The sequence below is a fragment of the Microbispora bryophytorum genome (genome assembly GCF_043197435.1).
Taxonomy (GTDB): domain Bacteria; phylum Actinomycetota; class Actinomycetes; order Streptosporangiales; family Streptosporangiaceae; genus Microbispora; species Microbispora bryophytorum.
In genome coordinates this window covers 221,851-247,159 of record NZ_JBICTF010000012.1, presented here as the reverse complement: position 1 = coordinate 247,159, position 25,309 = coordinate 221,851, and the positions used below count along the sequence as shown (strand labels likewise).

The 25,309-nt window shown below is 70.7% G+C and carries 25 protein-coding genes, 1 tRNA gene and 1 pseudogene; 12 read left to right on the top strand and 15 right to left on the bottom strand.

Translation table 11 applies throughout. The annotated features are described in order from the left end of the window. Positions 1-6 precede the first annotated feature (6 nt). From ACGFIB_RS32880 to ACGFIB_RS32870, 3 genes are all read right to left on the bottom strand, one after another. On the bottom strand, positions 7-873 hold the full coding sequence (locus tag ACGFIB_RS32880) for a TatD family hydrolase (protein WP_393377008.1): 867 nt from the start codon (positions 871-873) through the stop codon (positions 7-9). Positions 874-875: 2 nt separating this feature from the next. After that, positions 876-2,465 carry a methionine--tRNA ligase gene (gene metG, locus ACGFIB_RS32875; protein WP_393377006.1) on the bottom strand — a complete coding sequence of 530 codons (1,590 nt, stop codon included), beginning with the start codon at positions 2,463-2,465 and terminating at the stop codon, positions 876-878. 87 nt (positions 2,466-2,552) lie between these two features. After that, positions 2,553-3,770, bottom strand: coding sequence for a glycosyltransferase family 2 protein (locus ACGFIB_RS32870; protein WP_208762484.1), 1,218 nt, complete (start codon positions 3,768-3,770; stop codon positions 2,553-2,555). 398 nt (positions 3,771-4,168) lie between these two features. On the opposite strand from ACGFIB_RS32870, the gene ACGFIB_RS32865 reads away from it, so the two are divergent. After that, entirely contained in the window at positions 4,169-5,605 is a 1,437-nt protein-coding gene (locus ACGFIB_RS32865; protein ID WP_357266680.1) for a hypothetical protein, read from the top strand. Positions 5,606-5,842: 237 nt separating this feature from the next. On the opposite strand, the gene rsmI is transcribed toward ACGFIB_RS32865, so the two are convergent. After that, positions 5,843-6,670, bottom strand: a complete 828-nt coding sequence (gene rsmI, locus ACGFIB_RS32860) for a 16S rRNA (cytidine(1402)-2'-O)-methyltransferase (protein ID WP_393377004.1) — start codon at positions 6,668-6,670, stop codon at positions 5,843-5,845. Positions 6,671-6,776: 106 nt separating this feature from the next. On the opposite strand from rsmI, the gene ACGFIB_RS32855 reads away from it, so the two are divergent. Both ACGFIB_RS32855 and ACGFIB_RS32850 read left to right on the top strand, forming a co-directional pair. Then, positions 6,777-8,384 (top strand): dolichyl-phosphate-mannose--protein mannosyltransferase, encoded by a 1,608-nt coding sequence (locus tag ACGFIB_RS32855; RefSeq protein WP_393377002.1) that lies wholly within the window; start codon positions 6,777-6,779, stop codon positions 8,382-8,384. A gap of 116 nt (positions 8,385-8,500) precedes the next feature. Continuing rightward, positions 8,501-9,817: a hypothetical protein gene (locus ACGFIB_RS32850; RefSeq protein WP_393377000.1), complete on the top strand. Its 1,317-nt coding sequence runs from the start codon at positions 8,501-8,503 to the stop codon at positions 9,815-9,817. A gap of 91 nt (positions 9,818-9,908) precedes the next feature. Here ACGFIB_RS32850 and ACGFIB_RS32845 read toward each other — a convergent pair whose 3' ends face one another. Next, positions 9,909-10,319 carry a VOC family protein gene (locus tag ACGFIB_RS32845; RefSeq protein WP_393376998.1) on the bottom strand — a complete coding sequence of 137 codons (411 nt, stop codon included), beginning with the start codon at positions 10,317-10,319 and terminating at the stop codon, positions 9,909-9,911. Between the two features lie 80 nt (positions 10,320-10,399). Between ACGFIB_RS32845 and ACGFIB_RS32840 the strand changes: the two genes are divergently transcribed. Beyond that, complete coding sequence (locus ACGFIB_RS32840) at positions 10,400-11,356, top strand: helix-turn-helix transcriptional regulator (RefSeq protein WP_357266671.1); 957 nt, start codon at positions 10,400-10,402, stop codon at positions 11,354-11,356. 11 nt (positions 11,357-11,367) lie between these two features. After that, entirely contained in the window at positions 11,368-12,300 is a 933-nt protein-coding gene (locus ACGFIB_RS32835; protein ID WP_393376996.1) for an amidohydrolase family protein, read from the top strand. A gap of 48 nt (positions 12,301-12,348) precedes the next feature. On the opposite strand, the gene ACGFIB_RS32830 is transcribed toward ACGFIB_RS32835, so the two are convergent. Continuing rightward, the gene (locus ACGFIB_RS32830) at positions 12,349-13,767 is read right to left on the bottom strand and encodes a sensor histidine kinase (protein ID WP_393376994.1); all 1,419 of its coding nucleotides are present in this window, start codon (positions 13,765-13,767) and stop codon (positions 12,349-12,351) included. Positions 13,768-14,444: 677 nt separating this feature from the next. On the opposite strand from ACGFIB_RS32830, the gene ACGFIB_RS32825 reads away from it, so the two are divergent. Further along, a complete protein-coding gene (locus tag ACGFIB_RS32825; protein WP_357266665.1) occupies positions 14,445-14,993 on the top strand; it encodes a GNAT family N-acetyltransferase in 549 nt (182 codons plus the stop codon). A 145-nt stretch (positions 14,994-15,138) separates the two neighbouring features. Then, positions 15,139-15,402 carry a hypothetical protein gene (locus tag ACGFIB_RS32820; RefSeq protein WP_142575361.1) on the top strand — a complete coding sequence of 88 codons (264 nt, stop codon included), beginning with the start codon at positions 15,139-15,141 and terminating at the stop codon, positions 15,400-15,402. Between the two features lie 97 nt (positions 15,403-15,499). Here ACGFIB_RS32820 and ACGFIB_RS32815 read toward each other — a convergent pair. The 7 genes from ACGFIB_RS32815 to galU form a co-directional block, all read right to left on the bottom strand. Then, positions 15,500-15,576: transfer RNA gene (locus tag ACGFIB_RS32815), tRNA-Ala, on the bottom strand. Positions 15,577-15,626: 50 nt separating this feature from the next. Next, positions 15,627-16,331 (bottom strand): divisome protein SepX/GlpR, encoded by a 705-nt coding sequence (gene sepX, locus ACGFIB_RS32810; RefSeq protein ID WP_393376991.1) that lies wholly within the window; start codon positions 16,329-16,331, stop codon positions 15,627-15,629. Between the two features lie 367 nt (positions 16,332-16,698). Further along, the gene (locus ACGFIB_RS32805; protein WP_142575363.1) at positions 16,699-17,340 is read right to left on the bottom strand and encodes a GNAT family N-acetyltransferase; all 642 of its coding nucleotides are present in this window, start codon (positions 17,338-17,340) and stop codon (positions 16,699-16,701) included. Positions 17,341-17,432: 92 nt separating this feature from the next. Next, positions 17,433-17,909, bottom strand: coding sequence for a MogA/MoaB family molybdenum cofactor biosynthesis protein (locus tag ACGFIB_RS32800; protein WP_357240849.1), 477 nt, complete (start codon positions 17,907-17,909; stop codon positions 17,433-17,435). A gap of 4 nt (positions 17,910-17,913) precedes the next feature. After that, entirely contained in the window at positions 17,914-18,390 is a 477-nt protein-coding gene (gene moaC, locus ACGFIB_RS32795; RefSeq protein ID WP_142566122.1) for a cyclic pyranopterin monophosphate synthase MoaC, read from the bottom strand. Further along, complete coding sequence (gene glp / locus ACGFIB_RS32790) at positions 18,387-19,571, bottom strand: molybdotransferase-like divisome protein Glp (RefSeq protein WP_191055246.1); 1,185 nt, start codon at positions 19,569-19,571, stop codon at positions 18,387-18,389. The genes moaC and glp overlap by 4 nt, the downstream gene beginning before the upstream one ends. A 4-nt stretch (positions 19,572-19,575) precedes the next feature. Then, on the bottom strand, positions 19,576-20,481 hold the full coding sequence (gene galU / locus ACGFIB_RS32785; protein WP_357240856.1) for a UTP--glucose-1-phosphate uridylyltransferase GalU: 906 nt from the start codon (positions 20,479-20,481) through the stop codon (positions 19,576-19,578). Between the two features lie 24 nt (positions 20,482-20,505). Between galU and ACGFIB_RS32780 the strand changes: the two genes are divergently transcribed. From ACGFIB_RS32780 to ACGFIB_RS32770, 3 genes and pseudogenes are all read left to right on the top strand, one after another. Beyond that, positions 20,506-21,081, top strand: coding sequence for a 5-formyltetrahydrofolate cyclo-ligase (locus ACGFIB_RS32780; protein ID WP_373292563.1), 576 nt, complete (start codon positions 20,506-20,508; stop codon positions 21,079-21,081). A gap of 47 nt (positions 21,082-21,128) precedes the next feature. Then, complete coding sequence (locus ACGFIB_RS32775; RefSeq protein ID WP_142575367.1) at positions 21,129-22,634, top strand: potassium/proton antiporter; 1,506 nt, start codon at positions 21,129-21,131, stop codon at positions 22,632-22,634. Positions 22,635-22,798: 164 nt separating this feature from the next. Then, positions 22,799-22,996: pseudogene (locus ACGFIB_RS32770) on the top strand (FmdB family zinc ribbon protein); the annotation flags it as partial. A 62-nt stretch (positions 22,997-23,058) separates the two neighbouring features. Here the strand turns inward: ACGFIB_RS32770 and ACGFIB_RS32765 are convergent. After that, positions 23,059-23,226, bottom strand: coding sequence for a hypothetical protein (locus tag ACGFIB_RS32765; protein WP_357241231.1), 168 nt, complete (start codon positions 23,224-23,226; stop codon positions 23,059-23,061). Between the two features lie 75 nt (positions 23,227-23,301). On the opposite strand from ACGFIB_RS32765, the gene ACGFIB_RS32760 reads away from it, so the two are divergent. Both ACGFIB_RS32760 and ACGFIB_RS32755 read left to right on the top strand, forming a co-directional pair. Further along, positions 23,302-24,108 carry an S-methyl-5'-thioadenosine phosphorylase gene (locus ACGFIB_RS32760; RefSeq protein ID WP_393376983.1) on the top strand — a complete coding sequence of 269 codons (807 nt, stop codon included), beginning with the start codon at positions 23,302-23,304 and terminating at the stop codon, positions 24,106-24,108. 6 nt (positions 24,109-24,114) lie between these two features. Beyond that, on the top strand, positions 24,115-24,741 hold the full coding sequence (locus ACGFIB_RS32755) for an SAF domain-containing protein (protein WP_393376980.1): 627 nt from the start codon (positions 24,115-24,117) through the stop codon (positions 24,739-24,741). Positions 24,742-24,770: 29 nt separating this feature from the next. Here the strand turns inward: ACGFIB_RS32755 and ACGFIB_RS32750 are convergent, their stop codons facing one another. Then, the gene (locus ACGFIB_RS32750; RefSeq protein ID WP_393376977.1) at positions 24,771-25,223 is read right to left on the bottom strand and encodes a MarR family winged helix-turn-helix transcriptional regulator; all 453 of its coding nucleotides are present in this window, start codon (positions 25,221-25,223) and stop codon (positions 24,771-24,773) included. Between the last annotated feature and the right edge of the window lie 86 nt (positions 25,224-25,309).

Sequence of the window (25,309 nt, the reverse complement as noted above, 5' to 3'; positions counted from 1 at the left end):
CCCGCGCTACCAGGCGCCGAAGACGGTCTGGCCGTTGGCCGCGATCCGCGTGGCGAGGTCGGCGACGTCCATGCCCTTGACCTCCGCGAGGCAGCGCAGCGTGAGCGGGATCAGGTAGGGCGCGTTGGGCCTGCCCCGGTGCGGCGTCGGCGGCAGGTAGGGCGCGTCGGTCTCGACCAGCATCAGCTCGGGTGGGGCCACCGCCGCAGCCTCACGCAGATATCCGGCGTTCTTGTACGTCACCGGGCCGGAGAACGACATGAAGTAACCGGCGTCCACGCACCGCTTGGCCATCTCGGCGTCGCCGGAGAAGCTGTGGAAGACCACCACGCCGGGGGCGCCCTGGTCGGCGAGCACGGCGAGCACGTCGTCGTGCGCGTCGCGGTCGTGGATCACCAGGGCCTTGCCGGTCCGCTTGGCGATCTCGATGTGTGCGCGGAAGCTGGCGTGCTGGTCGTCCTTCGACGCCCAGTCGCGGTAGTAGTCGAGACCGGTCTCCCCCACCGCCCGCACGTGTGGCCGCCGCGCGAGGTCCTCGATCTCGGCGAGGACCTCGGGCGTGGAGGCGTGCGCCTCGTTGGGGTGGATGGCCACGGCCGCGTAGACGTCCCGGTGCTCGCCGGCCACCTCGGCGTTCCACCGCGAGGAGGGCAGGTCGTATCCCACCGTCACCAGGCGCGTCACGCCGACCGACTTCGCCTCGGCGAGGATCGACGCGACGCTCGCCCCGGCCGCCTGGGCCGCCAGCGCGACGGGATCACCCGACGACGCCTGCCGGTTGCCGACCATGATGTCCAGGTGGCAGTGGCTGTCGAACACCTCCGCCGGCAGCGCCTCGGGCGGCGCGGGCGGCGCGGGACGCTCACGCGACATGATCAGGCGTTCTCCAGCCGCGGGAAGAGGATCTCGCCCTTGACGACCTGGGCCCCGGCGGGCAGCCTGCCCCAGGTGGCGACGTCGGCGATCCGCTGGTCGGCGAGCGCGCCCAGATGCGGCTCCGCCCCGATGGACGCCCACAGCTTGGCGCTCGTGGTGGGCATGATCGGGTGGAGCAGGACCGCGATCGCGCGCAGCGACTCGGCCGCCGTGTAGAGAATCGTGGCGAGCCGCGCCTGCCCCTCGGGCGAGTCGTCCTTGGCCACCTTCCACGGCGCCTGCTCGCTCAGGTAACCGTTGACCTGCTTGACGAAGTCGAAGACGGCGCCGATGCCGCCCGCGAAGTCCAGGTTGTCACCGATCAAGGTGTCCGCCCGGGCCACCGCCGTGGCCAGGCCGTCCGCGATCGCCCGCTCCGCGGGACCCGCGTCCGTCGCCTCGGGAAGGGTTCCGTCGAAGTACTTGCCGACCATGGCCGCGACCCGGGACGCCAGGTTGCCGAAGTCGTTGGCGAGCTCGGAGGTGTAGCGGGCGGAGAAGTCCTCCCAGGAGAACGAGCCGTCCTGGCCGAACGGAATCGCCCGCAGGAAGTAGTAGCGGTAGGCGTCCACGCCGAAGTGGCTCGTCAGTTCGCGGGGCGAGATGCCGGTGAGGTTGGACTTGCTCATCTTCTCGCCGCCGGCCAGAAGCCAGCCGTTGGCGAACACCTTGCGCGGCAGCGGCAGGTCGTTCGCCATGAGCATGGCCGGCCAGATCGCCGCGTGGAACCGGAGGATGTCCTTGCCGACCAGGTGGACGTTCGCCGGCCAGGTGGCGTCGAACTTCGCCTGGTCCGAGCCGTACCCGACCGCGGTCGCGTAGTTGAGCAGCGCGTCGATCCAGACGTAGATGACGTGCTTGGAATCCCACGGGATCGGGACGCCCCAGTCGAACGTCGAGCGCGAGATCGACAGGTCCTGCAGGCCCTGCTTCACGAGCTGCACGATCTCGTTGCGGGCGGAGGCGGGCTGGATGAAGTCCGGGTTCTGCTCGTAGTGCTCCAGCAGGCGCGGGCCGTACGCGGAGAGCCTGAAGAAGTAGTTCTCCTCCTTCAGCCACTCGACCGGGCGCTTGTGGATCGGGCACAGGTCGCCCTCCAGCAGATCGCCGGGCGACTTGTACTCCTCGCAGCCGACGCAGTAGGGGCCCTCGTACTCGCCCCGGTAGATCTCGCCCTTGTCGTACAGGTCCTGCACGAACTCCTGCACGCGGTCGGTGTGGCGCGGCTCGGTCGTGCGGATGAAGTCGTCGTTGGCGATCTGAAGGTGCTCCCAGAGCGGCTTCCAGGCGTCCTCGACGAGCTTGTCGCACCACTCCTGGGGCGTCATGCCGTTCGCCTCGGCCGTACGCATGATCTTCTGACCATGCTCGTCCGTGCCCGTGAGGTACCACACCTTCTCGCCGCGCTGACGGTGCCAGCGGGTGAGCACGTCGCCCGCGACGGTCGTGTAGGCGTGGCCCAGGTGCGGGGCGTCGTTGACGTAGTAGATCGGCGTCGTCACGTAGAACGCCGACTCCCCGGATGATGCAGTCGTTCCTGTAGCCGCCATGTGCGAATCCTATCGGCCCCGGGGAGATGACTCCCCGGGATAAAACGCCGGTGGCGTCGTCAGGGACGCGGCCCAGCAGACACGGTTCTAGGCCACGGACTCGCGGGTGACGGCCTCGGCGGCCTCCTCGGCGGCGGACGCCGCGATGTCGACCGGGTTCTCCCGCGTACGGCGGATGCCGAGGATGCTGATGAACAGCGACGCGAAGATCGTCTGGAAGCTCATGACGAACGCGGTCGCCGACGGCACGACCAGGCGCAGCGACTCGGCCGGGATCAGCTCGCCGAAGCCGCGGCCGCCCCAGTGGGCGAGCGAGGCCACCAGGCCGGCGAGACCGGCCACCGCCAGAGCGCCGCCGGCGAGCAGGCCCTTCTCCAGCGTGACGACGTCCACCAGCCTGCGGATGCGCCGGTCCTCGGGGAGGAAGCCCTCCTCCGCCGCGTACACCTTGGTGAACAACGCGAACAGCACGGCCTGGAAGCCGATGATCACCATCGCGGACGCGCCCACCAGCGTGTCGACGTCGAAGGCGAGCTTGCCGATGTAGACCGGGCCGAACGACAGCGTGGCCCCGGCGACGAGGCCGAGGCTCATCAGCACCAGGCCCGGGATGAAGAACAGCCAGCGCGGGCTGTACAGCAGCAGGAAGCGCAGGTGGCGCCAGCCGTCTCGCCAGGAGCGCAGGTGCGGCGGGCGGGAGCGGCCGTCGGGCGACAGGGTGGTGGGCACCTCGCGGACGTCGAGCCCCTGCAGGGTCGCCTTCACGACCATCTCGGAGGCGAACTCCATGCCACCGGTCTGGAGCCCCAGCCGCAGGATCGAGTCGCGGCGGAAGCCGCGCAGGCCGCAGTGGAAGTCACCGATCTCGCTGGGGAAGAACAGCCGGCCGACGAACGACAGGACCGGGTTGCCCAGGTAACGGTGGAGCGGGGGCATGGCGCCCGGGGCGATGCCGCCGCGGAACCGGTTCCCCATGACCAGCTCGGCGCCGTCCCGTAGCTGCTCGATGAAGGGCACCAGGCTGGTGAAGTCGTAGGAGTCGTCGGCGTCGCCCATGATGACGTACTTGCCGCGGGCGGCGCGGACGCCGCCGATCAGGGCATTGCCGTAACCCTTCTCGTCAATATGGACAACCCGGGCGCCCGCGTCACGGGCCAGCTGTTGCGAACCGTCGGTGCTGCCGTTGTCGGCGATGACCACCTCACCGTCGATCCCGTTCTCGCGCATGCAGGTGAGAGCCTTGCGAACACAGATCTCAACGGTCTCGGCCTCATTGAGGCATGGCATGACAACGGTAAGTTCCACGTCGCAACTCCTCGCATATGACGGCAGGACACCAATGATGCCCGCTTCCCAGTAGCGTCCGAGTCAAGTCCGCGAAACGGCTGGCATTCTGTAACCGTGACTCCACCCACCGCTGGAGCGGCGGGCTTCCCGCGTCGCCGGCCGAGCGGCGACGCAGAGGACGAGCCCGGCCCGGACAGTTCCCAGCACGCCGGCCACGCCGGCGCGCACGGTATGTCCGCAGGTGAGGCGGCGGAACTCCGCCCAGGTGGCGGAGCTCTCCTTCGCCAGACGCCCGCGGATGTGCACTGGAAGGCACCGGCGAGATTCGAGGGGAGGAAGCGCGGACTCACCCGCCTGCCGAAGCAGGCGGTCGAATCCGCGCGACTTTGATGGTCGCGATCGCGGATCCTCCGTCAGTGGACGCCTCCCCGGCCGGCGGCCGGGGCCGTCCACTCGCCCTGCTGCGCCGCCACCGGGTCTTCGCGGTCACGCTCGGCGTCGCCTTCGTGCTGCGGATCGTCACAATGCTGGGCTTCGGCCCGGCCATGTGGTTCAACGACTCCTACGACTACGTGTCCGTGGCGCTGCGCCCGCGTCCGCACCCGATCCGCCCGGACGGGTACAGCTTCTGGCTGCTGCTGCTCAAGCCGTTCCACAGTTTCTCGCTCGTGGTTTTGACCCAGCACCTCATGGGCCTGGCGGCGGCGTTCCTTATCTATGCGCTGCTGACCAGAAGATTTGGGATGCCAGGCTGGGGGGCGACGCTGGCCGCCGCCCCCGTGATGTTCGACGCCTACCAGATCCAGCTCGAACAGCTGATCATGTCGGACACCATGTTCATCCTGCTCGTCGTGGGCGTGGTGACGCTCGTGCTGTGGCGGGAGTCGATGACCTGGCGGGGCGGGACCGTGGTCGGCCTGCTGCTCGCGCTGACGGCGCTGACCCGGAGCATCGGCCTGCCCATCCTCGCCCTGGTCGTGGTCTATCTGGTGATCAAGCGGGCGGGCTGGAAGCCGATCGCCGCCATGATCACCGCGTGCGCGCTGCCCGTGCTCGCCTACATGGGCTGGTTCAAGGCGGTGAACGGCCAGTTCGCGATGACCAACAGCGACGGGGTGATCCTCTATATGAGGACGTCGCTGTTCGCCGACTGCCACAAGATGAACGTCGACGAGCGCCGCGAGCTTGAGCTGGCGCTGCTGTGCATCAACGTCGCGCCCAAGGACCGCGGCCTGTCCGCGCAGGCGTACCTGTGGTGGGACGACCAGAACCAGCTCCACGTGTTCGGCTCGGGCATGAAGTTCACCCCGGAGATCAACGCGAACGCGAGCACGTTCGCGAAGAAGGCGATCCTGTCCCAGCCGGGCGACTACGTGGCCGCGGTGGCCAAGGACTTCTTCCGCGCCTTCCAGTGGGGCCGGCCGCGGTTCCCCGACGCCAAGACCTTCCTGCAGTACGAGTTCGACAACGAGTACACCCGCAAGCTGCCCAAGTGGAGCTCCTACCACAGCACCACCGACAAGGACGCCGAGGCGTACGAGAACGGCCCGGCCGCCACGCACGTGGTCTCGCCGTGGTCGGACATCATGATCGGCTACCAGAAGGTCGTACGGCTGCCGGGCGTCGTGCTGGGCCTGCTGCTGCTGTTCGGCCTGTACGGCGTGGCACGGCGCTGGCGTGACCTCGGCGGGCCCGAGCTGCTGCCCTGGCTGGGGGCGGTGGGACTGATCCTGGCCCCGGCGGCGACCGCCGAGTTCGACTACCGCTACCTGCTGCCCGCCGCCCCCCTCGCCTGCCTCGCCGCCGCCCTCACCGCGCGTGATCTTGTAGTTAGTCGCAGACATGGCCGCTGACCTGGGCGGCCAGACTCCGTGATCATGCAGTCTCACCCCAACGCACGGCGCGACCTGTGGCTTTCCACTTCGTGATCTTGCAGTCTTCGATGCGAGAGGTACGACCGGACAGCCCACGACTTCTGCGTGATCACAGAACGCGTATGGCCAGGCCGACGGGGCCCCGCCCCGTCTCACTGCATGATCACAAAGGATGCCGATCCAGGTCAGCCCACATCGGTGCCACAAACTACAAGATCACGACGGTGGGGTGGTGTGGACGGCGTTGTAGAGGTCGCGCTTGGGGACGCCGGCCGACTTGGCCACCTCGATGATGGCCTGCTTGCGCGGCACCCCGGCGCCCTCGCGCCTGGCCACCTCCTCCACCAGTTCCTCGATGCCCGGCGCGTCCTGCGCGGTCCGTCCCGCCACCACCAGCGTGATCTCGCCCCTGACCTCGCCCGCGGCCCATTCGGCCAGCTCGCCGAGGCCGCCGCGCCGCACCTCCTCGTAGGTCTTGGTGAGCTCCCGGCAGACGGCGGCCGGCCGCTCCGCGCCGAAGGCCTCCGCCATGGCCTCCAGGGTCGCCTGCAGGCGGTGCGGCGCCTCGAAGAACACCATCGTGCGCTCCTCGTCCGCCAGCGTCGCCAGCCGCCTGGCCCGCTCCCCCGGCTTTCGCGGCGGGAACCCCTCGAAGCAGAACCGGTCGCTCGGCAGGCCGGAGACGACGAGGGCGGTCGTCACCGCCGACGGGCCGGGCAGCGCCGTCACGGGCAGGCCGGCCTCGACCGCGAGGCGGGTGAGCCGATAGCCGGGGTCGGAGACACCCGGCATCCCCGCGTCGGTGATCACGACGACGGTCCGGCCCTCGCGCAGCGCCTCCAGCAACTCGGCGGCCCTGGCACTCTCGTTGGCGTCGTAGTAGGACACCACGCGGCCGCCGATGGCGATCTCCAGGTCGGACGCGAGCCGCCGCAGCCGGCGGGTGTCCTCCGCGGCGATCACGTCGGCCGCGGCGAGCACCTCCCGCAGCCGTGGGGACGCGTCTTTGGGCTGGCCGATCGGGGCTGCGGCGAGAACGAGCACCCGTCCACCCTATGGCGGGCGTGAAACATTCATCGACGAACGGCCGGATGGCCCAATACACGCGCGACCCATGTCCTTGGAGGGGACTCACCAGTAATCTGTCCGCGTGGCCGTGACCGACTATTCTCACAAGGCGTTCGAGCAGCCGGAAGAGGGACCACAGGACAGTGCTCCCGCGGTTTCCCTGCGCGACCGGCTCGTGCCGCCCATGCCCGGCAGCGCCATGTGGGGCTGGCTCGGCCCCATCCTGGTCGCCCTCTTCGGCGGGTTCCTCCGGTTCTACCGGCTGGGCACCCCGCACTCCGTCGTCTTCGACGAGACGTACTACGCCAAGGACGCCTTCGCCACCATCAGGTACGGCGTCGAGCGGCAGTTCGTGGACGGCGCGGACAAGCTCCTGCTCGCCGGCAACGACAACATCTTCAAGCAGTGCGACTCGGTGAGCGAGTGCGCCTCCTACGTGGTGCACCCGCCGGTCGGCAAGTGGCTGATCGGCCTCGGCGAGCTGATCTTCGGAGCGAACCCGTTCGGCTGGCGCTTCGTCGCCGCGCTGCTCGGCACGCTGTCCATCCTGATCCTCGCCCGCACGGCCCGCAGGATGACCCGCTCGACGCTGCTCGGCTGCGTGGCCGGCCTGCTGCTGTGCCTCGACGCCCTCCACTTCGTGCTGTCCCGTACGGCGCTGCTGGACATCTTCCTGATGTTCTGGGTGCTCGCCGGCTTCGCCTGCCTCGTGGTCGACCGGGACTGGTCCCGCCGGCGGCTCGCCGAGTGGCACGAGGCGGGGTCGCCCGCGGAGGGTCCGCGGCTGAGCTTGCGGCCCTGGCGCCTGGCCGCCGGGGTGCTCCTCGGCCTGGCCGTGGCCACCAAGTGGACCGGCGGCTTCTACATCGCCGCCTTCGCGATCATGACGCTGCTGTGGGACGCGGGCGCCAGGCGGGCCGTCGGGACGCCCCGGCCGTACGGCACGGTCGTCCGCCGCGACCTGCCGCTCGCCGCGGCGTGGATGGCGGTCGTCCCGATCGTCACCTACGCGGTGTCGTTCACGGGGTGGTTCGTCACCGACAAGGGATATGGCCGCAACTGGGACCAGGCCACGTCGAGCGGCCCGGTCTACTTCGTCATCGACTCGCTCCGCTCGTGGATCGACTACCAGAAGCAGGTGCTCACCTTCCACACCGGCCTGGAGTCGAGCCACCCCTACCAGTCCGAGCCGTGGCAGTGGCCGATGCTGCTGCGTCCCGTCGCGTTCTTCTACGAGTCGCCGAAGAACTGCGGCGCCGACTCCTGCTCCTGGGCGGTCCTCGGCACCGGGACCCCGATCATCTGGTTCGCCGGTCTGCTCGCGCTGATCGGCATGATCGCCTGGTACGTCGCGACCCGCGACTGGCGGGCGGGCGGGGTGCTGCTCGGCTACGCCGCCGGGTGGCTGCCGTGGTTCTACTTCGCCATCGCGGACAACCGGACGATGTTCATGTTCTACGCGATGCCGATGGTGCCGTTCATGATCCTGGCAATCGTGCTGGCCTGCGGGCTGATCATCGGGAAGGAGAGCCCGGCCCGGCCCAACCGGCGCGTGACCGGCACCGCTGTGGTCGGCGCGTTCGTGCTCCTGGCTCTGGTCAACTTCTGGTGGCTTTATCCCGTGATCGCCGCCGAACCCATCCCGTACGACTCCTGGCACGCGAGGATGCTGTTCGACTCGTGGATCTGACACCCCCGTATCGTTGGGCGCGTACGTCGCGCCCTAGGGTGCACCCAGAGGGGGGGTGGTCGCGAGTGATGCAGGGTCGTCGTCAACGATGGGGTCGATACGGCAGACTGCGGGTCATGCCCGCACCTGACGTCGCCGCGCTCCTCGCCCAGCTGGAGCGCTCCGAGCCGGACGTCGCCGAGCTCGCCCGCGTCGCGGTCGAGTGGCTCGCCGGCGGCGAGGCGCTGGAGACCATCAGCCAGTTCGACGTGTGCGAGTTCCTCTGGTACACGCTGCCGATCAAGGTGCCGGGCGACCAGGCGACGATCGCCAGGGCGCTCGGCCGGCTGCTCAGGCTCGCGGGCATGGAGCGTTACGCCGCCCTGTGCGACTCCCCGGCCACCACCCGGATCCTGCTGACGTACGCCAGGGAGGGCGAGGAGGCCGGGGCCGCGGCCTACCACCGTGAGCTCGAGGCCACCGGGGTGCTGCCTCCGGACATCGCCGAGCTCTCGTGGAGCTCGATCATGGGGCCGGAGGAGCTCGGGGCGCACGTCGCGTGCGCCGCCGCCCTGGAGCTGGCCATCGTCACCGGCGACCCGGTGGACCGTGAGGAGCTGACCCGCCGCTGGCTCACCGCGCCCCGCGCGGAGCTGGGCGGCGACTGCTGGCTGCACCGGGTGCACGGCGAGCGGCTGAACCGCTGGGTGCTCGGGCGTGGCAGCGCCCGCCGCGAGCTCGCCCAGCCCTTCGAGGTGCGGCTGCACGCCCCCATCGCGGCTCCGGACGAGCCGCATCTGGAGCCGCTGCGCTGGCTGCTCGGCCTGGCCCGCACCGGGGTCCGTCTGACCGAGCGGCTCAACGTCGGGCGCGCCGTGGCCACCGAGGCGGCCGACCGCTTCGGCTGGGGCAGTCGGACCAGGTCCGGGGTGGTGCGCGGTGAGGCCGACGTGCCCGCTCTCACCGAGCTGCGGCAGATCGCCGTACACGAACTCGGGGCGCTTCGGCGCAGCGGCCGGAGGCTGGTGCTCACCACCACGGGCAGGAACCTGCTGGACGACCGTGCCGCGATGTGGGAGGCGGCCGCGCCCACGCTGCTCGTCGCCGCCCCCGGGGAGCACGACTTCGAGGTCTCGATCCGCGAGTCGGCGCTGATGATCCTGGTGGACCGCGACGTGGTGCTGGATGACGACCTGCGCGATCGGGTCGCCGAGGTGGTCAACGGCGAGGGCTGGCGCGCCACAGACGGCGGCCGGGTCGGCGGCGCCGACCTCATCGGCCCGCTCTCCCGGCTCCGGCACCGCCTCGACGCCCTCGGGCTGGGGGCCGCGGCCCACGGGCCGGAGGCGGCGGACGCCGCGCCGTGGCGGCTCACCAACGCCGGGCGGCGCGCCGCGCTGGCCGCGCTGCGCGCCCAGGCCCTGCGGCCGCGTCAGTACGCCGGCCTCGGCTAGAACGCAGTACGCCGACCCCGGCTAGAACGCAGTACGCCGACCCGGCTGAACACGCCGGGCTTCCCCCTGCCGCGCGGGGCGCCCGCGACCTTCAGCCGCGGCCTTCGAGGACGTCCAGGTAGTGGGCGTTGTACATGATCCCGAGGATGTTGCCGAACGGGTCGGCGACCGAGGCGGTGACGAACCCGGGGCCGCGCTCCGTCGGCGCCTCGTGCTGTTTCGCGCCCATCGACAGCAGTCTGTCCAGCACCGTCGTGAGATCGTCCACGTGCCAGTAGACGACGGCCCCGGCCGGTTCGGCCGTCGGGTGCGGCGCATAGCGCCGGTCGATGAAACCGAGTTCGTGCCGATGGTCGCCGAGGCGGAACTCGGCGTAGGCGAGCCGCCCGTCCGGCCCCCTGCGCTCGAAGTACGCCTCCACGCCGAGCACCTCGGCGTACCACCGCGTCGCCTCCTCGACGTCGTCGGCCCAGAAGTTCACGGTCGTCAGTCCACGCAACATCTCGTGCTCCCTTCCTCGGAGACAAACGCTAGGAGGGCTTGAGGAACGTACGGTTCCGCAGTGCGCGGGAGACTGTGACCATGCTGGAAACCTCCGTACGGCTGCTGCGGTTGCTGGCGCTGCTCCAGACCCGGCCCGGATGGTCCGGCGCCGACCTCGCGGACCGGCTCGGCGTGACCACCAGGACCGTGCGCAACGACGTCGAACGGCTGCGCCACCTTGGATACGAGATCCGCTCGGCCACCGGCACGGCCGGCGGATACCGGCTGGGCGCGGGGTCCTCGCTGCCCCCGCTGCTGCTGGACGACGAGGAGGTCGTCGCGGTGGTCGTCAGTTTGCAGGCCGCCGCGGGCAGCACCGTGACCGGCATCGAGGAGACCTCGCTGCGCGCGCTCACCAAGCTCCAGCGGATGCTGCCGTCCCGGCTGCGCCACCGGATCGAGGCCGTGCGCGCCGCGACGGTCGCGGTGCCGGGGCACGGTCCCACGGTGGACCCCGAGACGCTGACCGCGATCGCCGCGGCCGTCCGCGACCACGAGACGCTGCGGTTCGACTACCTCGACCACCGGGGGCACGAGGGACGCCGCACCGCCGAGCCGCACCGGCTCGTCTTCACCGGCCGGCGCTGGTATCTGCTGGCCTGGGACGTCGACCGCGGTGACTGGCGGACCTTCCGCGCCGACCGCGTGCGGCTCCGCGTCCCGAACGGCCCCCGCTTCACCCCGCGTGAACCGCCCGAAGGCGACGCCGCCGCCCACGTCGTACGCGGGGCGGGCTCGGCCGCCTGGAGACACCGGGCGGTCGTACGGCTGCACGCGCCCGTCGAGGTCGTGGGCGCGCGGCTCACCCCCGCGGCCGGGCTGCTGCGCGCCGAGGGCGCGGACGCCTGTGTGCTGGAGACCGGCGGCGACTCGCTCCACAACCTGACGGCCTTCCTCACGGCGCTCGACGTGCCCTTCACCGTGCTCGACCCGCCCGAGCTGCGCGCCCACCTGCGTGCGCTGGCCGCGCGCTACCTCGCCGCGGGAGGCGGGTAGCGTCTGAGGTCATGCCGGAGGAGACACTTGCCGCGGACGACGACATCCGACACGTGAACGCGTTCTGGCGGCGGCTGGGCCTGCCCGGTCTGATCGACATCCACACCCATTTCATGCCGGAACGCGTCCTGACGAAGGTGTGGGCCTACTTCGACTCCGCCGGGCCGCTCGTCGGCCGGACCTGGCCGATCACCTACCGGCTGCCCGAGGACGACCGCGTCGAACGGCTCAGAGCCTTCGGCGTGCGGGCGTTCACCTCCATGCTCTACCCCCACAAGCCCGGCATGGCCGAGTGGCTGAACGACTGGGCCGCCGCTTTCGCCGCCCGGGTGCCCGACTGCCTGCACACGGCGACGTTCTTCCCCGAACCCGGCGCCGCGCGGTATGTCGCGCGGGCGATCGAGGCGGGCGCCCGCGTGTTCAAGGCGCACCTCCAGGTCGGCGGGTACGACCCGAACGACCCGTTGCTCGACGAGGTCTGGGGGCTGCTGGAGGACCACGGCATCCCGGTGGTGACGCACTGCGGATCAGGCCCGGCCCCCGGCCCGCACACCGGGCCGGAGCCGATCGCGGCCCTGCTCGCCCGGCACCCCCGGCTGCCGCTCGTGATCGCCCACATGGGCAGTCCCGAGTACGCCGAGTTCCTCGCCCTGGCCCTGCGCTACCCGAAGGTCTGCCTGGACACGACGATGGCCTTCACCGGCTTCACCGAGAAGACCGCGCCCTTCCCCCGGGAGGCCGTCCCGCTGCTGCTGGAGCTTCAGGACCGCGTCCTGCTCGGCACCGACTTCCCCAACATCCCCTACCCGTACGCGGAGGCGCTGTCGGCCCTGGCCCGCCTGGACCTTCCTTCCGCCGGAGGGAAAGACGAGTGGCTGCGCGCCGTCTGTCACGACAACGCCGCCAGGATCTTCGGTCTGTACGAGACGGACCGCCGGAGGTGAGAGGCGACCGCCGTGATCCGCATGGGAGGTTTCCCTGCGGAGCGGGGTTCAGGAAGACACGCTGTCGTCGGCGGGTGCCGTCACGTCGGCACGAGCGGACGGGAGGCACAGGACGAAGCAGGCGCCGATGGGGTTGTCCTCGATCGTCAGGCTGCCTCCGTGACTCTCCGCGATCTGCCTGGCGATCGCCAGCCCCAGCCCCGCGCCTCCGGCGTCCCTGCTGCGAGCCGAGTCCAACCGGGTGAACCGGTCGAACACCATCTCGCGCTTGTCCCGTGCGATGCCGGGCCCGTCGTCGACGACTTCAAGCACCACCCTGCCCTGCGGAAAGCGCCGATCGCCGCAGTCGCCACCCGGCTCGTGCCGTACGGACACGGTGATCGTCGAGCAGGCGTGCCGTTCGGCGTTGTCGAGGAGATTGGTCAGCAGGCGGGACAGATTCACCCTGTCGCCGAGCACGAGCGCCCCCGGCTGGAGGGCGCATTCGATTCGCTTGACCGGATGACGGCGGGTGCGCACCTCGGCGGCCGCGACCTCGGCCAGATCGAACCGGTCCTGCTCGCCGCGCATGCCATGGTCGAGTCGTTCGAGGATGAGCAGGTCGTGCACGATCGCCTGCAGCCGCTCGATGCTGGGCAGAAGGACCGAACCCAGCTCACACACACTGGTCTCCTCCGGCGCGAGAAGCCCGTCCTCCACCTCCGCACGCATGGCGGCTATCGGAGTGCGCAGGTCGTGGGAGGCGTTGGAGACGAACTCGCGCTGTTTTCGCAGCGCGTCGTCCAACCGGCTGAGCGTGTGGTTCACGCTTTCGGCCATCCTGTGGATCTCGTCGTCCGTGGCCGGCACCGGGACACGGCGACTCGGGCACTCCTCGTTGATCTCGTCGAGCTCCGCCCGGATGGCGTTCACCGGCTTGAGCGACGCCCGTACGTTCCGGTAGCCGAGATAGGTGATGGCCGCGGCCAGCGCCACCGCGCCCAGCCCCACCAGCGTGGCCAGGCGGGGGGCGACCGACAGGGGCACCACCGGGGAAGCGCTGTAGACCATCCACCTCTCGCCCGATCGGTGCGCCCACTGTCCCACGACGATGTAGCAGTCGGCAGCCGGGAAGATGCCACCGCACACGACGCAGGTCGCACTGTTCGCGCTGTCGTGCGGGGTGAAGGGCGCCATCCTCGGCAAGCCCCGGATATCGGAGGTCGAAGCGACCACACGCCCGGATGGGTCGACCACCTGAAGGTGGCGGAACTTGCGCTCAGCAAGGGGATAAACCAGCTGTCCCCGCTCCATCTGGACGGCCACCCGACCGCCCGCCGCCGCGGTCTCCTTGGTGACGCTTTCGCTGGCGTATTGGTGCACGGCCATCATGAGGAGCAGAGCCAGCAGCGCACACAGCAGTGTGGCCACCACCCCGGTGAACAGGGTGATGCGGCTGGTGATGGAGAAACGGCCCTGCAGGTTCATCCTGTCCCCTTCGGACAGTGCACCACATGGGGCGAAAAGGGCCGGAAAAGAGGCACCCCGTCAATTTCCATGGAGTGTAAAGGCCCTGGCCGCATCTCCTGCAGAACGCCGGTATTCTTCCGCGTCTCCTCCACCTGACAGCACGTGGGGACAGCCGCCGGCCACGGGATCCGCCCTCCTCGACGGCCGGCAGGACGTCACCCCTCGGCCTCCATCAGGTCCCAGAAGGACCTGTAACGGCTCGCGCCGGGCAGCCAAGGCGCGAGAAACCAGGCTTCCCACTCACCTTCAGGGCTCTTGACGTGGGGATTGAGGAGAGTCACTCCATCGTTCCAATGTCCGACTGCAGACAGCCGCCCGGAGCATCCTGCGGGTGGTCGGGACCTTCGGCCAGGGGGGCCGCTGCCGGAAAGAGATCAAACCATGCGTACGGGGCACTCATAGTGGGCGGAGGTATCCATCACGACTGACACTTCTGCACCTTTACCGAGCATTACAACTCTGAGCAGTGAAAAGGCCCGTGGATCACCCGACGGGCCTTCGTCATGGTGAAGCCATGAGAATTCGACCCCCATAACCTTGGTGCGAAGCCAATTCGCGGGTGATTCGACAGGAGGGCGTGGCACGCGGCTGAAAACCGGATGTCGGCGACGAGACAGAGCCTCTACCCTCCCTGGATGGAGCTTCGAGAAGAGCGGCCGGGCGACGCCGGCGCCGTGCGACACGTCCATCGCCGAGCGTTCGGTGACCACGGCGAAGCGGTGGCCGACCTGGTCGACAGCCTGCGCGACGGAATGCGGTCCGGCGGGGGGTTCGCCCTCGTGGCCGAGGACGCCGGGCAAATCGTCGGGCACGTGATGTTCACCCGCAGCCTGCTGGACGCCCCGCGGCGGCTGGTCGACGTGCAGGTGCTCAGCCCGCTGGGCGTGCTGCCCGAGCGTCAACGACAGGGCATCGGCTCGGCCCTGGTCCGGGCTGGGCTCGCGACTGCGCACGAAGGGACGAGCCCCCTCGTCTTCCTGGAAGGCGACCCCGGCTACTACTCCCGCTTCGGCTTCACCCCGGGGGCCGAGCTGGGCTTCCGCAAGCCGTCCCTGCGCATCTCCGACGCCGCGTTCCAGGTGATCAGGCTTCCGGCGTACGAGCCGTGGATGACGGGGACGCTGGTCTACTCCGAGCCGTTCTGGCGTCACGACACCGTCGGGTTCCGCGACCCCGACGCCTGACGCGTCGGCGACGTAGGGTCAAAAGCCGGCGGCCGACGGTCCGCGGCAGCACGCTCCTGCCCTTCACCTTCAGCGCCGCACCTGACGGCGGAACACCATGACCGCGGAACACCTTTACCGTGGAACACCATGACCGAGGAGCATCATGACCAAGGAGAAGGCGCGAGACGACCCCGACGACTTCTCGGGGACCAGCCTCGGCGGTGCGGCCTTCATGGTGACCGTCATGGCCCTGAGACACCCGCGGCAGTCGCTCAAGGGACTGCTCACGGTGGTCCGTCGACTGGGCCGCTGGACGACCAGGCTCGTAGTGGCCCCTGCCGCGCTGGTGGGCGTGATCGTGTGGTGGTACCGCAGGGATCGACGCCCCACCTTCGAGGACTACCTGCACAGCCGCGACGAGGAATGAGACCACTCGCCCCCAGTGTGGTCGTCCCGTAGTCACTCAGTTAGTCACTCGGAAGATCAAAGAGGCCGGTCCCGCTGAGCGGAACCGGCCTCTGTCGTGGTGGAGCTATGGGGATTTGAACCCCAGACCCCTTCGATGCGAACGAAGTGCGCTACCGGACTGCGCTATAGCCCCAACGACCTCGACTAGATTAGCAAACTCTCCGGGGTGTTCGCGCCACCGACTCAGTCTCCGGACGCGCGGCGCCCGTCGGAGTACTGGTCGAAGACCTGGACGCGCCTGCGCGCCTCGAACTTGATGATCTCCGCCTCGCGGGCCGCCTCGGCCAGGGCGCGGCGGCGCTCGCGCTGACGGCGCAGGTGCTCGGCCCGTGCCCGGGCGGCCTTCTCCCGCTGCTCCCTGTCCGCGCGTACGGCCACGCGCAGCACGGCGAGGTAGCCCACAAGGAGCACGCCCGAGGGCGCGACGGCCCACCAGGGCATCACGCGGACGGCGGCGGTGACCACGGAGGCCAGCACGAGCAGGATGCTCCACAGCAGCCGCCGCCGGCGCCGGGCGAGGATCCGGGCGCGGCGGTGGGCGGCGACACGGCGGGCCCGCGCGTGCCGCTCCGCCGCGATCTCGTCCGCGGTGACGGCCTCGGCGGCCGGCGCCGCAGTGGGAGAGGCGGCGAGATCGGCGGAGTCCGCGGGCACGACCGGCGGGGTGACGACCGTGTCGGCGTCGCCGCCGTCCGCGTCACCGATGCCGTCGGAGTCGCCGGAGGCGGCGTAGGAGGCGGCGTCGGCGGGCGGCTCGGACAGCGTGAACGCCTCCGCCTGCTCCTCGAACAGCTCGTCGTCCACGTGCCGGTCCCGGCGCAGCCACATGGGCAGCAGAACGCTGAGCCACATGACGACGATGGCGAGGTAGAGCAGGGCGCTACCCATGCGGCCACCTCCGTACCGCCGTACGGAAGTGCCCCAGGGCATGGTGAACACATCCGTGGCCCTGTGTCGGCGGAGAGGTGTTCACGTCACGCACCGTAGGACTGTGTGTCACTGAATGACGAGCATTCAGTCCGGTGTGTCGCGAGATCGTCAAAGCTCTTCATGTAATTCGATCCCGTGCGAGCGCTGGTTCCCACAGGCCACGCCCGTCGCTCGCCCGAGGACCTCGATGGGCCGGCGGCCGGGGTGTGGTGGCGGCGTGCGGTGGCGGCGGGGTGCGGTTGCCGGGGTGCGGTGGCGGCGGGGTGCGGTGGCGGCGGCGTGCGGTGGTCGGGGTGGGCCGTCGCAGCCGGCCGCGTGCCGTCTTCTAACCGGGGCTGGACTCGCTGCGGCGGGCCGCCGAGTTCATGGTGCGGCGCCACTGGACGAGCAGTCCGCGCGGAACGTCCTCGACGGTCAGCGCATAGCAGATGTGGTCGCGCCAGGCGCCGTCGATGTGCAGTTGACGCCGGCGGATGCCCTCCTCGCGGAAACCGAGCTTCTCCACGACCCTGCGGCTGGCGTGGTTCTCCGGCCGGATGTTGGCCTCGATCCGGTGTAAACCGGTCGTGAAGAAGCAGTGGTCCACCGCCATGGCGAGCGCGGTCGGGACGATGCCCCGCCCGGCGAGCGCGCCGTCCACCCAGTAGCCCACCTGCGCGGAGCGGGCCGACCCCCAGACGATCGCCCCCACCGTGAGCTGCCCGGCGAATCGTCCCTCGTACGTGAGGACCCAGGGCATGGCGAGCCCCTGACGGGCCTCGCGGCGCAGCGTGCCGACCATCGAGACGTACGGCCCGAGACCGGTGCGAAACAGCGGGGTCTCCGGGTTGCTCGGTTCCCAGGGACGGAGCCATTCGGCGTTGCGCAGCCGGGTGTCGCGCCAGTCTCGCACGTCACGCAGGCGCAGCGGCCGCAGCCCGACGGGCCCCTCGGCCATGGATGCCGGCCAGCCGCGAAGTCGATCCATTCGTCAATCATCCACCGGAAGACGGTCAACGCGCCACGCAGGACGCGCCCGCGGTCTCGGGGGGCTCCTCGGGGGGCTCCTCGGGGGACTCCTCAGCGGGCATGGTCGCCGCCGTGGATCTGGTCGACGACGTGGCCCAGGATCGGGGTCAGCACGGCCATGCCGTCCCGTACGCCGCCGGAGGACCCGGGCAGGTTGACCACCAGCGTCGTGCCGGCCTGCCCCGCGAGGCCCCGGGACAGGATCGACGTCGGCACCTTCTCCCGGTTGACCTGGCGTACGGCCTCGGCGATGCCGGGGATCTCCCGGTCCAGCACCCGGCGGGTCATCTCCGGGGTGAGGTCGAGAGGCGTCACCCCGGTGCCGCCCGTGGTGACGATCACGTCGTAGCCGTCGGCGACGCCCTCGCGCAGCGCGGCCTCGACGGCGTCCCCGTCGGGGACGACGAGGGGCCCGTCCACCCGGTCGCAGCCCGCCTCCTTCAGGAGGGAGGCCAGCAGCGGCCCGGAGCGGTCCTCGTAAACGCCCGCGGACGCCCTGTTGGACACCGTCACCACCAACGCGCGCACGCCCTCACTCCTGTCCGGACCGGGTCCAGTGGCCCGTCTTGCCACCCGTCTTCTCCTCGACCCGGACATCGGTGATCACCGCCGCCGGGTCCACCGCCTTGACCATGTCCACCAGCGCGAGCGCCGCGACGGTAACGGCCGTGAGCGCCTCCATCTCGACGCCGGTCCTGTCGGCCGTACGGACCCGGGCGGTGATCTCCACCCCCTCGTCCACGACGGCCAGGTCCACCTTCACGCCGGTCAGGGCGATCGGGTGGCACAGCGGCACGAGGTCGGGAGTGCGCTTGGCGCCCATGATCCCGGCGATCCGCGCCACGCCGAGCGCGTCGCCCTTGGGCACGTCGCCCGCGCGGAGCACGGCCACCGCCTCCGGCGACAGCAGCACCCGGCCCGTCGCGACGGACGTACGCGCGCTGACGTCCTTTTCGGAGACGTCCACCATCCGCGCGGCGCCCGACTCGTCCACATGAGTCAGCTTCATAGCGGTATCACCTCCACCTCGGCGCCCTCGGGCAGCGAGGTCACGTCCTCCGGCACCACGATCAACGCGTTCGCCCCGGCCAGCGCCGCGAGCTGGTGCGAGCCCTGCCGGGTCACCGGCGCGACGGTCTGTCCGTTCAGCATGGACCGCAGATATGACCGCTTCCCCTCGGGAGAGCGCAGCGGCGCGGTCACCACGGCCCGTACGGTCGGGGGCGGCCCGGCCGGGAGACCCTGCATCGCCCGCAGTGCGGGCTTGACGAAGAGCACGAACGAGACGAACGACGAGACCGGATTGCCCGGCAGCGTGAAGATCGGCACGCGGTCGGGCCCCACGACTCCGAAGCCCTGCGGCATGCCCGGCTGCATGGCGACCTTCTCGAAGGTCACCGTGCCCAGTGGGGACAGGGCCTCCTTGACCGGCTCGTACGCCCCCATCGAGACGCCGCCACTGGTGATCACGGCGTCGGCCCGCACGAGCTGGGCGTCCAGCGTGTCCATGAACTCCTTGGGGTCGTCGGTCACCGAACCAGCCCGGAACCCCTCCGCCCCGGCCTCGCGTACGGCCGCGGCGAGCATGAAGCTGTTGGACTCCCAGATGCGGCCCGCGCCCAGCGGGGTGCCGGGCTCGGTGAGCTCGGCACCCGTGGACAGCACGACCACCCTCGGCCTGGGGCGCACCAGCACCCGGCGCCGGCCGACCCCGGCGAGGATCCCGATCTGGGCGGGCCCGATCCTGGCCCCCTCGCGGAGCACCACGTCGCCCGCCCGCACGTCCTCGCCCGCCCGCCGGATCGCGTTGCCCGGCGACGCCGGCCTGTCGATCCGTACGCGGGCGGTGCCGCCGTCGGTCCACTCCACCGGGACCACGGCGTCGGCGCCGGCGGGCATCGGCGCCCCGGTCATGATCCGGGTGACCAGGCCGGGACCGATGGCGTTCAGCCCGCCGTCCCCCGCCGCCACGTCCCCGATCACGGGCAGTGTGACGGGGGCGGCGGCCACGTCCTCGGCCCGTACGGCGTAGCCGTCCATCGCCGAGTTGTCGAACGGCGGGAGCGGGACGGGCGAGGCGACGTCCTCGGCCAGCACGGCGCCGAGGGCGGCCTCGATCTCGACCTCCAGCGGCGCGAGCGGGCGCACCGCGGCGAGGATGCCGGCGAGATGGCGGTCGACGGACTTCATCGGCTCACTGTCCGGTCTTGTCGAGGAACTCCCGCAGCCAGGGCAGGAACTCGGGGGCGAGGTCGTCCCGGTTCGCGGCGAACTGCACCATGGTCTGCAAATACTCCAGCTTGTTGCCGGTGTCGTAGCGACGGCCGCGGAACAGCACGCCGTGCACCGGACCGCCCTCCTCCGGGCCCGTCGAGGCCAGGGTGCGCAGCGCGTCGGTGAGCTGGATCTCGCCGCCACGCCCGGGCGGGGTGCGCTCCAGCACGCCGAACACGGCGGGGTCGATCACGTAGCGGCCGATGATGGCCCAGTTCGAGGGCGCCTCGTCGGCCGGGGGCTTCTCCACGAGGTCGGTGACCCGGACGACGTCGTCCTCGTCGGTCGGCTCGATGGCGGCGGCGCCGTACAGGGAGATGTGCTCGCGCGGCACCTCCAAGAGTGCGACGACGCTGCCGCCGTAGGTCGCGCGTACCTCGATCATGCGCTTGAGCAGCGGGTCGCGGGGATCGATGATGTCGTCGCCGAGCAGGCAGGCGAACGGCTCGTGGCCGACGTGCTGCTTGGCGCACAGGACGGCATGGCCGAGACCCTTGGGCTCACCCTGCCGCACGTAGTGCATGGTGGCGAGGTCGACGGGCTCCTTCACCTGGCTGAGCCGCTCCTCGTCGCCCTTGGCGCGCAGAGCGTCCTCCAACTCGTACGCTACGTCGAAGTGGTCCTCGATCGAGCGCTTATTGCGGCCGGTCACCATGAGGACGTCGAGCAGCCCGGCGGAGACGGCCTCCTCCACCACGTACTGGATGGCCGGCTTGTCGACGATGGGCAGCATCTCCTTGGGGGTCGCCTTCGTCGCGGGAAGGAAGCGGGTGCCGAGACCCGCGGCGGGCACGACGGCTTTGGTCACGGGATCGAAGTCAGCCATGAGTAGACACTAACGGAGCAGTCTTTGGACAAGATGAACCTGCGTCGGCGTATCCTGCGCGACCGGTCGGAACTCGATCCGGGGACGCTGCGCGAGTCGTCGGCGGCCATCAGGGAGTTACTTCTCGACCAGCCGTGGGTGCAGATGGCGGGGCTGGTGGCCTGCTACTGGTCCACCGGCGCCGAGCCGGCCACGCAGGGGCTGATCCTCGCCCTGTGGAAGCACGGCACCACGGTGATGCTGCCGGTGCAGCGCCCCGACGGCGACCTCGACTGGGCGGTGTACGACGGCCCGGACTCGCTGGCGCCCGGCCCCAACGGGATCATGGAACCGGTGGACGTCCGGCGCGGCGTCGACGCGATCCGCACCGCCGCGCTGGTCATCGCGCCGGCCCTGGCCGTGGACCGGGTCACCGGCGTGCGGCTCGGCCGCGGCGGCGGCTTCTACGACCGGGCGCTCGCCCGCGTCGGGCCGAACGTGCCGACGGTGGCACTCCTGCACGAGGGCGAGCTGATGGAAGGGGTTCCCGCGGAGCCCCACGACCAGCGCGTACGCTTCGCCGCCCTCCCGAGCGGAATCGCCCGATTAGTGCAGATATGACAAGATTGTTTGCGTCGATCGCAGGATAACGACGACGAAGGGAGCGGATGGGTCTGAACATCTGGCTGCTCCTGTCCGCCGCCGTCGTCATCGCGGCCATCGCATCCGTACGGATCGCGCACCGCACCGGCCTTCCCTCGCTGCTCCTCTATCTCGGCCTCGGCCTGCTGCTCGGCGAGGGCGGCATCGTCGGCATCAACTTCGACAACGCCCAGACGGCCCAGCAGCTCGGCATGATCGCTCTCGCCGTGATCCTCGCCGAGGGCGGTCTCACCACCAACTGGAAGCACGTACGCGACGGCGTGCCGACCGCGCTCGTGCTCGCCACGGTCGGGATCGCGGTCAGCGTCGTCGTGCTCGCGGCGACCGTCGCCGTCCTGCTCGGCATGGAGTGGAGGATGGCGCTGCTGCTCGGCGCGTTCCTGGCGTCGACCGACGCGGCGGCCGTGTTCTCCGTGCTGAGACGGCTGCCGCTGCCGCCCCGGCTCGCCGGGATCCTGGAGGCCGAGTCGGGCTTCAACGACGCCCCGACCGTCATCCTCGTGATCATGCTGAGCGCCGGCTCGTCGCTGACCCTCTCGCTGCCGCACATCCTGCTGGAGACCGCCGTCGAGCTGGCCATCGGCACGGCCGTCGGCCTCGCCGTGGGCCCCGCGGGGGTGTACGCGCTGCGCCGGGTCGCGCTGCCCGCCTCCGGCCTCTACCCGATCGCGGTGCTGGCGCTGGCGTTCGTCACCTACAGCGGGGCCACGCTGCTGCACGGCAGCGGCTTCCTCGCGGTCTACCTGACCACGCTGATCCTGGGCAACGCCAAGCTCCCCCACCGCGCCGCCACGCGCGGCTTCGCGGAGGGCGCCGCCTGGCTCGCCCAGATCGGACTGTTCGTCATGCTCGGCATGCTCGCGGATCCGAGCGAACTGCCCGGTGTGCTCGTCCCGGCCCTGGTGTCGGGCCTGCTGCTGGTCCTGCTCGCCCGCCCGGCGTCCGTGCTGGTGTCCGGCGCGGTGGTGCGGCTCCTGCGGCTCGGCTCGCTGTCGTGGCGCGAGCAGGCGTTCCTGTCGTGGGCCGGGCTGCGCGGCGCGGTGCCCATCGTGCTGGCCGCGATCCCCTGGGCCGCCGGCCTGCCGGGGGCGAAGGGCCTGTTCAACGACGTCTTCATCATCGTCATCGTGTTCACGATCCTCCAGGGGCCCACGCTGCCGTACCTCGCCAGGCTGCTCGGCCTGGCGGCGGAGGGCGAGGCCCGCGACCTCGACGTGGAGGCCGCGCCGCTGGAGGAGCTGAACGCCGACCTGCTCCAGGTCCGCATTCCGACCGGCTCGCTCATGCACGGCGTGGAGATCTTCGAACTCCGGTTGCCCGCGAACGCCATGGTCACGCTCGTCGTGCGCAACGAGCAGTCGTTCGTACCCACGCAGACGACCCGGCTGCTGGCGGGCGACCAGCTCCTCGTGGTCACCACGGCCGCCCAGCGCGAGACGGTCGAACGCCGCCTGCGCGCCATCAGCCGCCGCGGCAAGCTGGCCGGCTGGTACGGCGAACGCGGCGGCTGACCGCCGTCCCCCGTGGTCGCGCGCCATCGTCGTTTTGAGGTCGCGCACGTCGTGGCCCAGTGGCCGCGCGCCGTCGTTGTCCACTGGTCGCGCGCGTCGTTGTCCTGAGGCAGGCCGCCGGGCGGTTGTCCTGAGGCCGGCCGGGCGGATCGCGGGGTGAGCGAATGGGACGGCACGGGGCAATAAACCGGGCTGGAGTGGCGTTTGGGCTTGTTGACTGCTTACCATTAGCAATCGACCCGGTCGAGTGCCAGTCTCAGGAGGAGCGAGTGCCTACCTACCAGTACGCCTGTACCGCTTGCGGTGAGCAGCTGGAGGCCGTCCAGAAGTTCTCTGACGACCCGCTCACGGAGTGCCCGGCCTGCCAGGGCAAGCTGCGCAAGGTCTTCTCCGCCGTTGGCATCGTGTTCAAGGGCTCTGGCTTCTACCGGACCGACAGCCGTTCGTCGAGCTCGTCGACGACCACGTCCACCACGACGACGTCCCCGAAGTCGTCCGGCGACTCGGGGAAGAAGGAGCCCGCGACCTCCACGAGCTCGTCGAGCACCTCCTCGCCGAGCACGTCGCCGAGCACGTCGTCGTCCGGCTCCACCGCCGCCGCCTGAGGTTATCCACAGGGGCCGGCGGCACGCGGCGGGTGTGCGGCGCCGTTCGCTAGTGTCGGCCCATGGTCAATCACGCAGACATCGGGGTCATCGGCGGTTCGGGGTTCTACTCCCTGCTGGAGGACGCCGAAGAGATCGACGTGACGACGCCGTACGGCCCGCCGAGTGACTCGATCACCGTGGGCCGCATCGGCGAGCGGACCGTCGCGTTCGTCCCACGGCACGGCCGCGGCCACACCTTTCCTCCGCACCGCATCCCCTATCGGGCGAACATGTGGGCCCTGCGTTCTCTCGGCGTCCGCCAGGTGCTCGCGCCCAGTGCGGTCGGGTCCCTGCGCACGGAGATCGGCCCCGGCGCCCTCGTGATCCCCGACCAGCTCGTGGACCGCACGCAGCGCCGCGAGCAGACCTACTACGACGCGGGCGGGGCCGTGCACGTGTCGTTCTCCGACCCCTACTGCCCCTCCGGCCGGGCGGCCGCCGTGGCCACGGCGCGCGAGACGGGCTGGGACACGGTCGACGGCGGCACTCTGGTCGTGGTCGAGGGGCCCCGCTTCTCCACCCGGGCCGAGTCGAAGTGGTTCGCGGGCGCGGGCTGGTCGATCATCGGCATGACCGGGCACCCCGAGGCCGTGCTCGCCCGCGAGCTCGCCCTCTGCTACACGACGCTCGCCCTCGTGACCGACCACGACGCCGGCGTGGAGGCCGGTGAGGGGGTCACCCACGACGAGGTCCTGGCCTTCTTCGCCGCCAACGTGGAGCGGATGCGCACTCTGGTCGCACAGGTCGTCGAGGCCCTTCCGGAGGAGCGCCCCTGCTCCTGCGGCAACGCCCTCGACGGGATCAAGCTGCCGATCGAGCTCCCCTGACGCGAGATGATCACGCGTGATCTGAGGCGGCTGGCGGCGCGCCGTCGCCGCCCGATCGCCACCGTCCTCGCCGGTCTGGCGGTGGCCTGCGTGCTGCTGGCCGTCCGTACCCCTGACGGGGTGGAGGTCCTCGCCGCCGCCCGCGACCTCGCCGGAGGCCGGCTGACCGCCTCCGACGTGGTGGTCGTGCGGCTTCCGCCCGACACGGTGCCCGCCGGGGCGTACGTGCCCGGCGCTCCCGTCTCGGGCCGTCTGCTCGCCGGTCCGTTGCGCCGAGGCGAACCTCTCACCGACGCACGGCTGCTCGGCCCGGGCCTGTTCCGCCAGACCTTGACCGGGCAGGCGGGGGTTTCGGCCGCTGAGCCGGGGATGGTCGCTACGCCGGTCAGGATCACCGATCCCGACGCCGCCCGCCTCCTGTCGCCGGGAGACGTGATCGACATCCTGGCGGCCTTCGAGGACGGCCCTTTCCAGGCGCGGCTGGTCGCGCAGGAGGTGCGGGTGATCGCCCGGCCACCGGGCCGTACGGACGGGGGCGCGCTGCTCGTGCTGGCCACGACCCCCGGGCAGGCGGCCCAGCTCGCGCAGGCCCAGGCACAGGGCAGGCTCTCCGTGACCATTCACCCGCACTGATCGGCCTTGCCCACGGACGAGGACGCTGATCAGGCGGTGCTCGGCCCGGCCTGCCGCCAGGCCCGCTGGTCACGCGTGACCTGCTGGAGCATCTCCTTGAACCCGGCGTAGCGCTCGGCGCCGAGGCTTCGTTCGTGCCGCTCCTCGGCGGCGGTGAGGATGGCGCGCGCTTTGGCGATCTCGTCGATGCCGCGCTCGGTGGGGACGATGAGCTTGGCGCGGCGATCGGCGGGATCGGGCTCGCGGGTGACGTAGCCGAGCCTGACAAGCTCGTCGAGGATCGTGCCGATGATCTGCTTGTGCTGGCCCGACCGAGCCGCCAGCTCCGTCGCGCGCACGCCTTCCGGACCGAGGAACGCCAGCACCGTCCCGTGCCGGGGATGCACATCTGGGTGCCCCTGCTCGGCGAGGGTCTCGAACAGCTCCTCCTGGACAGCACGCATCAACTGGCCGGCCAGCACGCCGATGTCAGGAACCTCCACGCTCCACCGTCTTCTCGCCAAATTAATCACGATCATTGACTATCAAAAATCTTGATCATAGTGTGGCGCCAGCACGCGCACCCCCG

Bases quoted from the DNA above. Each gene is read 5' to 3' on its own strand.
- glp (WP_191055246.1), bottom strand. From the start codon at position 19,571: ATGAAGTCCGTCGACCGCCATCTCGCCGGCATCCTCGCCGCGGTGCGC.
- galU (WP_357240856.1), bottom strand. From the start codon at position 20,481: ATGGCTGACTTCGATCCCGTGACCAAAGCCGTCGTGCCCGCCGCGGGT.
- ACGFIB_RS32880 (WP_393377008.1), bottom strand. From the start codon at position 873: ATGTCGCGTGAGCGTCCCGCGCCGCCCGCGCCGCCCGAGGCGCTGCCG.
- ACGFIB_RS32830 (WP_393376994.1), bottom strand. From the start codon at position 13,767: ATGAACCTGCAGGGCCGTTTCTCCATCACCAGCCGCATCACCCTGTTC.
- ACGFIB_RS32820 (WP_142575361.1), top strand. From the start codon at position 15,139: ATGACCAAGGAGAAGGCGCGAGACGACCCCGACGACTTCTCGGGGACC.
- ACGFIB_RS32755 (WP_393376980.1), top strand. From the start codon at position 24,115: ATGATCACGCGTGATCTGAGGCGGCTGGCGGCGCGCCGTCGCCGCCCG.
- sepX (WP_393376991.1), bottom strand. From the start codon at position 16,331: ATGGGTAGCGCCCTGCTCTACCTCGCCATCGTCGTCATGTGGCTCAGC.
- ACGFIB_RS32845 (WP_393376998.1), bottom strand. From the start codon at position 10,319: ATGTTGCGTGGACTGACGACCGTGAACTTCTGGGCCGACGACGTCGAG.
- ACGFIB_RS32775 (WP_142575367.1), top strand. From the start codon at position 21,129: ATGGGTCTGAACATCTGGCTGCTCCTGTCCGCCGCCGTCGTCATCGCG.
- moaC (WP_142566122.1), bottom strand. From the start codon at position 18,390: ATGAAGCTGACTCATGTGGACGAGTCGGGCGCCGCGCGGATGGTGGAC.
- ACGFIB_RS32835 (WP_393376996.1), top strand. From the start codon at position 11,368: ATGCCGGAGGAGACACTTGCCGCGGACGACGACATCCGACACGTGAAC.
- ACGFIB_RS32760 (WP_393376983.1), top strand. From the start codon at position 23,302: ATGGTCAATCACGCAGACATCGGGGTCATCGGCGGTTCGGGGTTCTAC.
- ACGFIB_RS32805 (WP_142575363.1), bottom strand. From the start codon at position 17,340: ATGGATCGACTTCGCGGCTGGCCGGCATCCATGGCCGAGGGGCCCGTC.
- ACGFIB_RS32825 (WP_357266665.1), top strand. From the start codon at position 14,445: ATGGAGCTTCGAGAAGAGCGGCCGGGCGACGCCGGCGCCGTGCGACAC.
- metG (WP_393377006.1), bottom strand. From the start codon at position 2,465: ATGGCGGCTACAGGAACGACTGCATCATCCGGGGAGTCGGCGTTCTAC.
- ACGFIB_RS32840 (WP_357266671.1), top strand. From the start codon at position 10,400: ATGCTGGAAACCTCCGTACGGCTGCTGCGGTTGCTGGCGCTGCTCCAG.
- ACGFIB_RS32850 (WP_393377000.1), top strand. From the start codon at position 8,501: ATGCCCGCACCTGACGTCGCCGCGCTCCTCGCCCAGCTGGAGCGCTCC.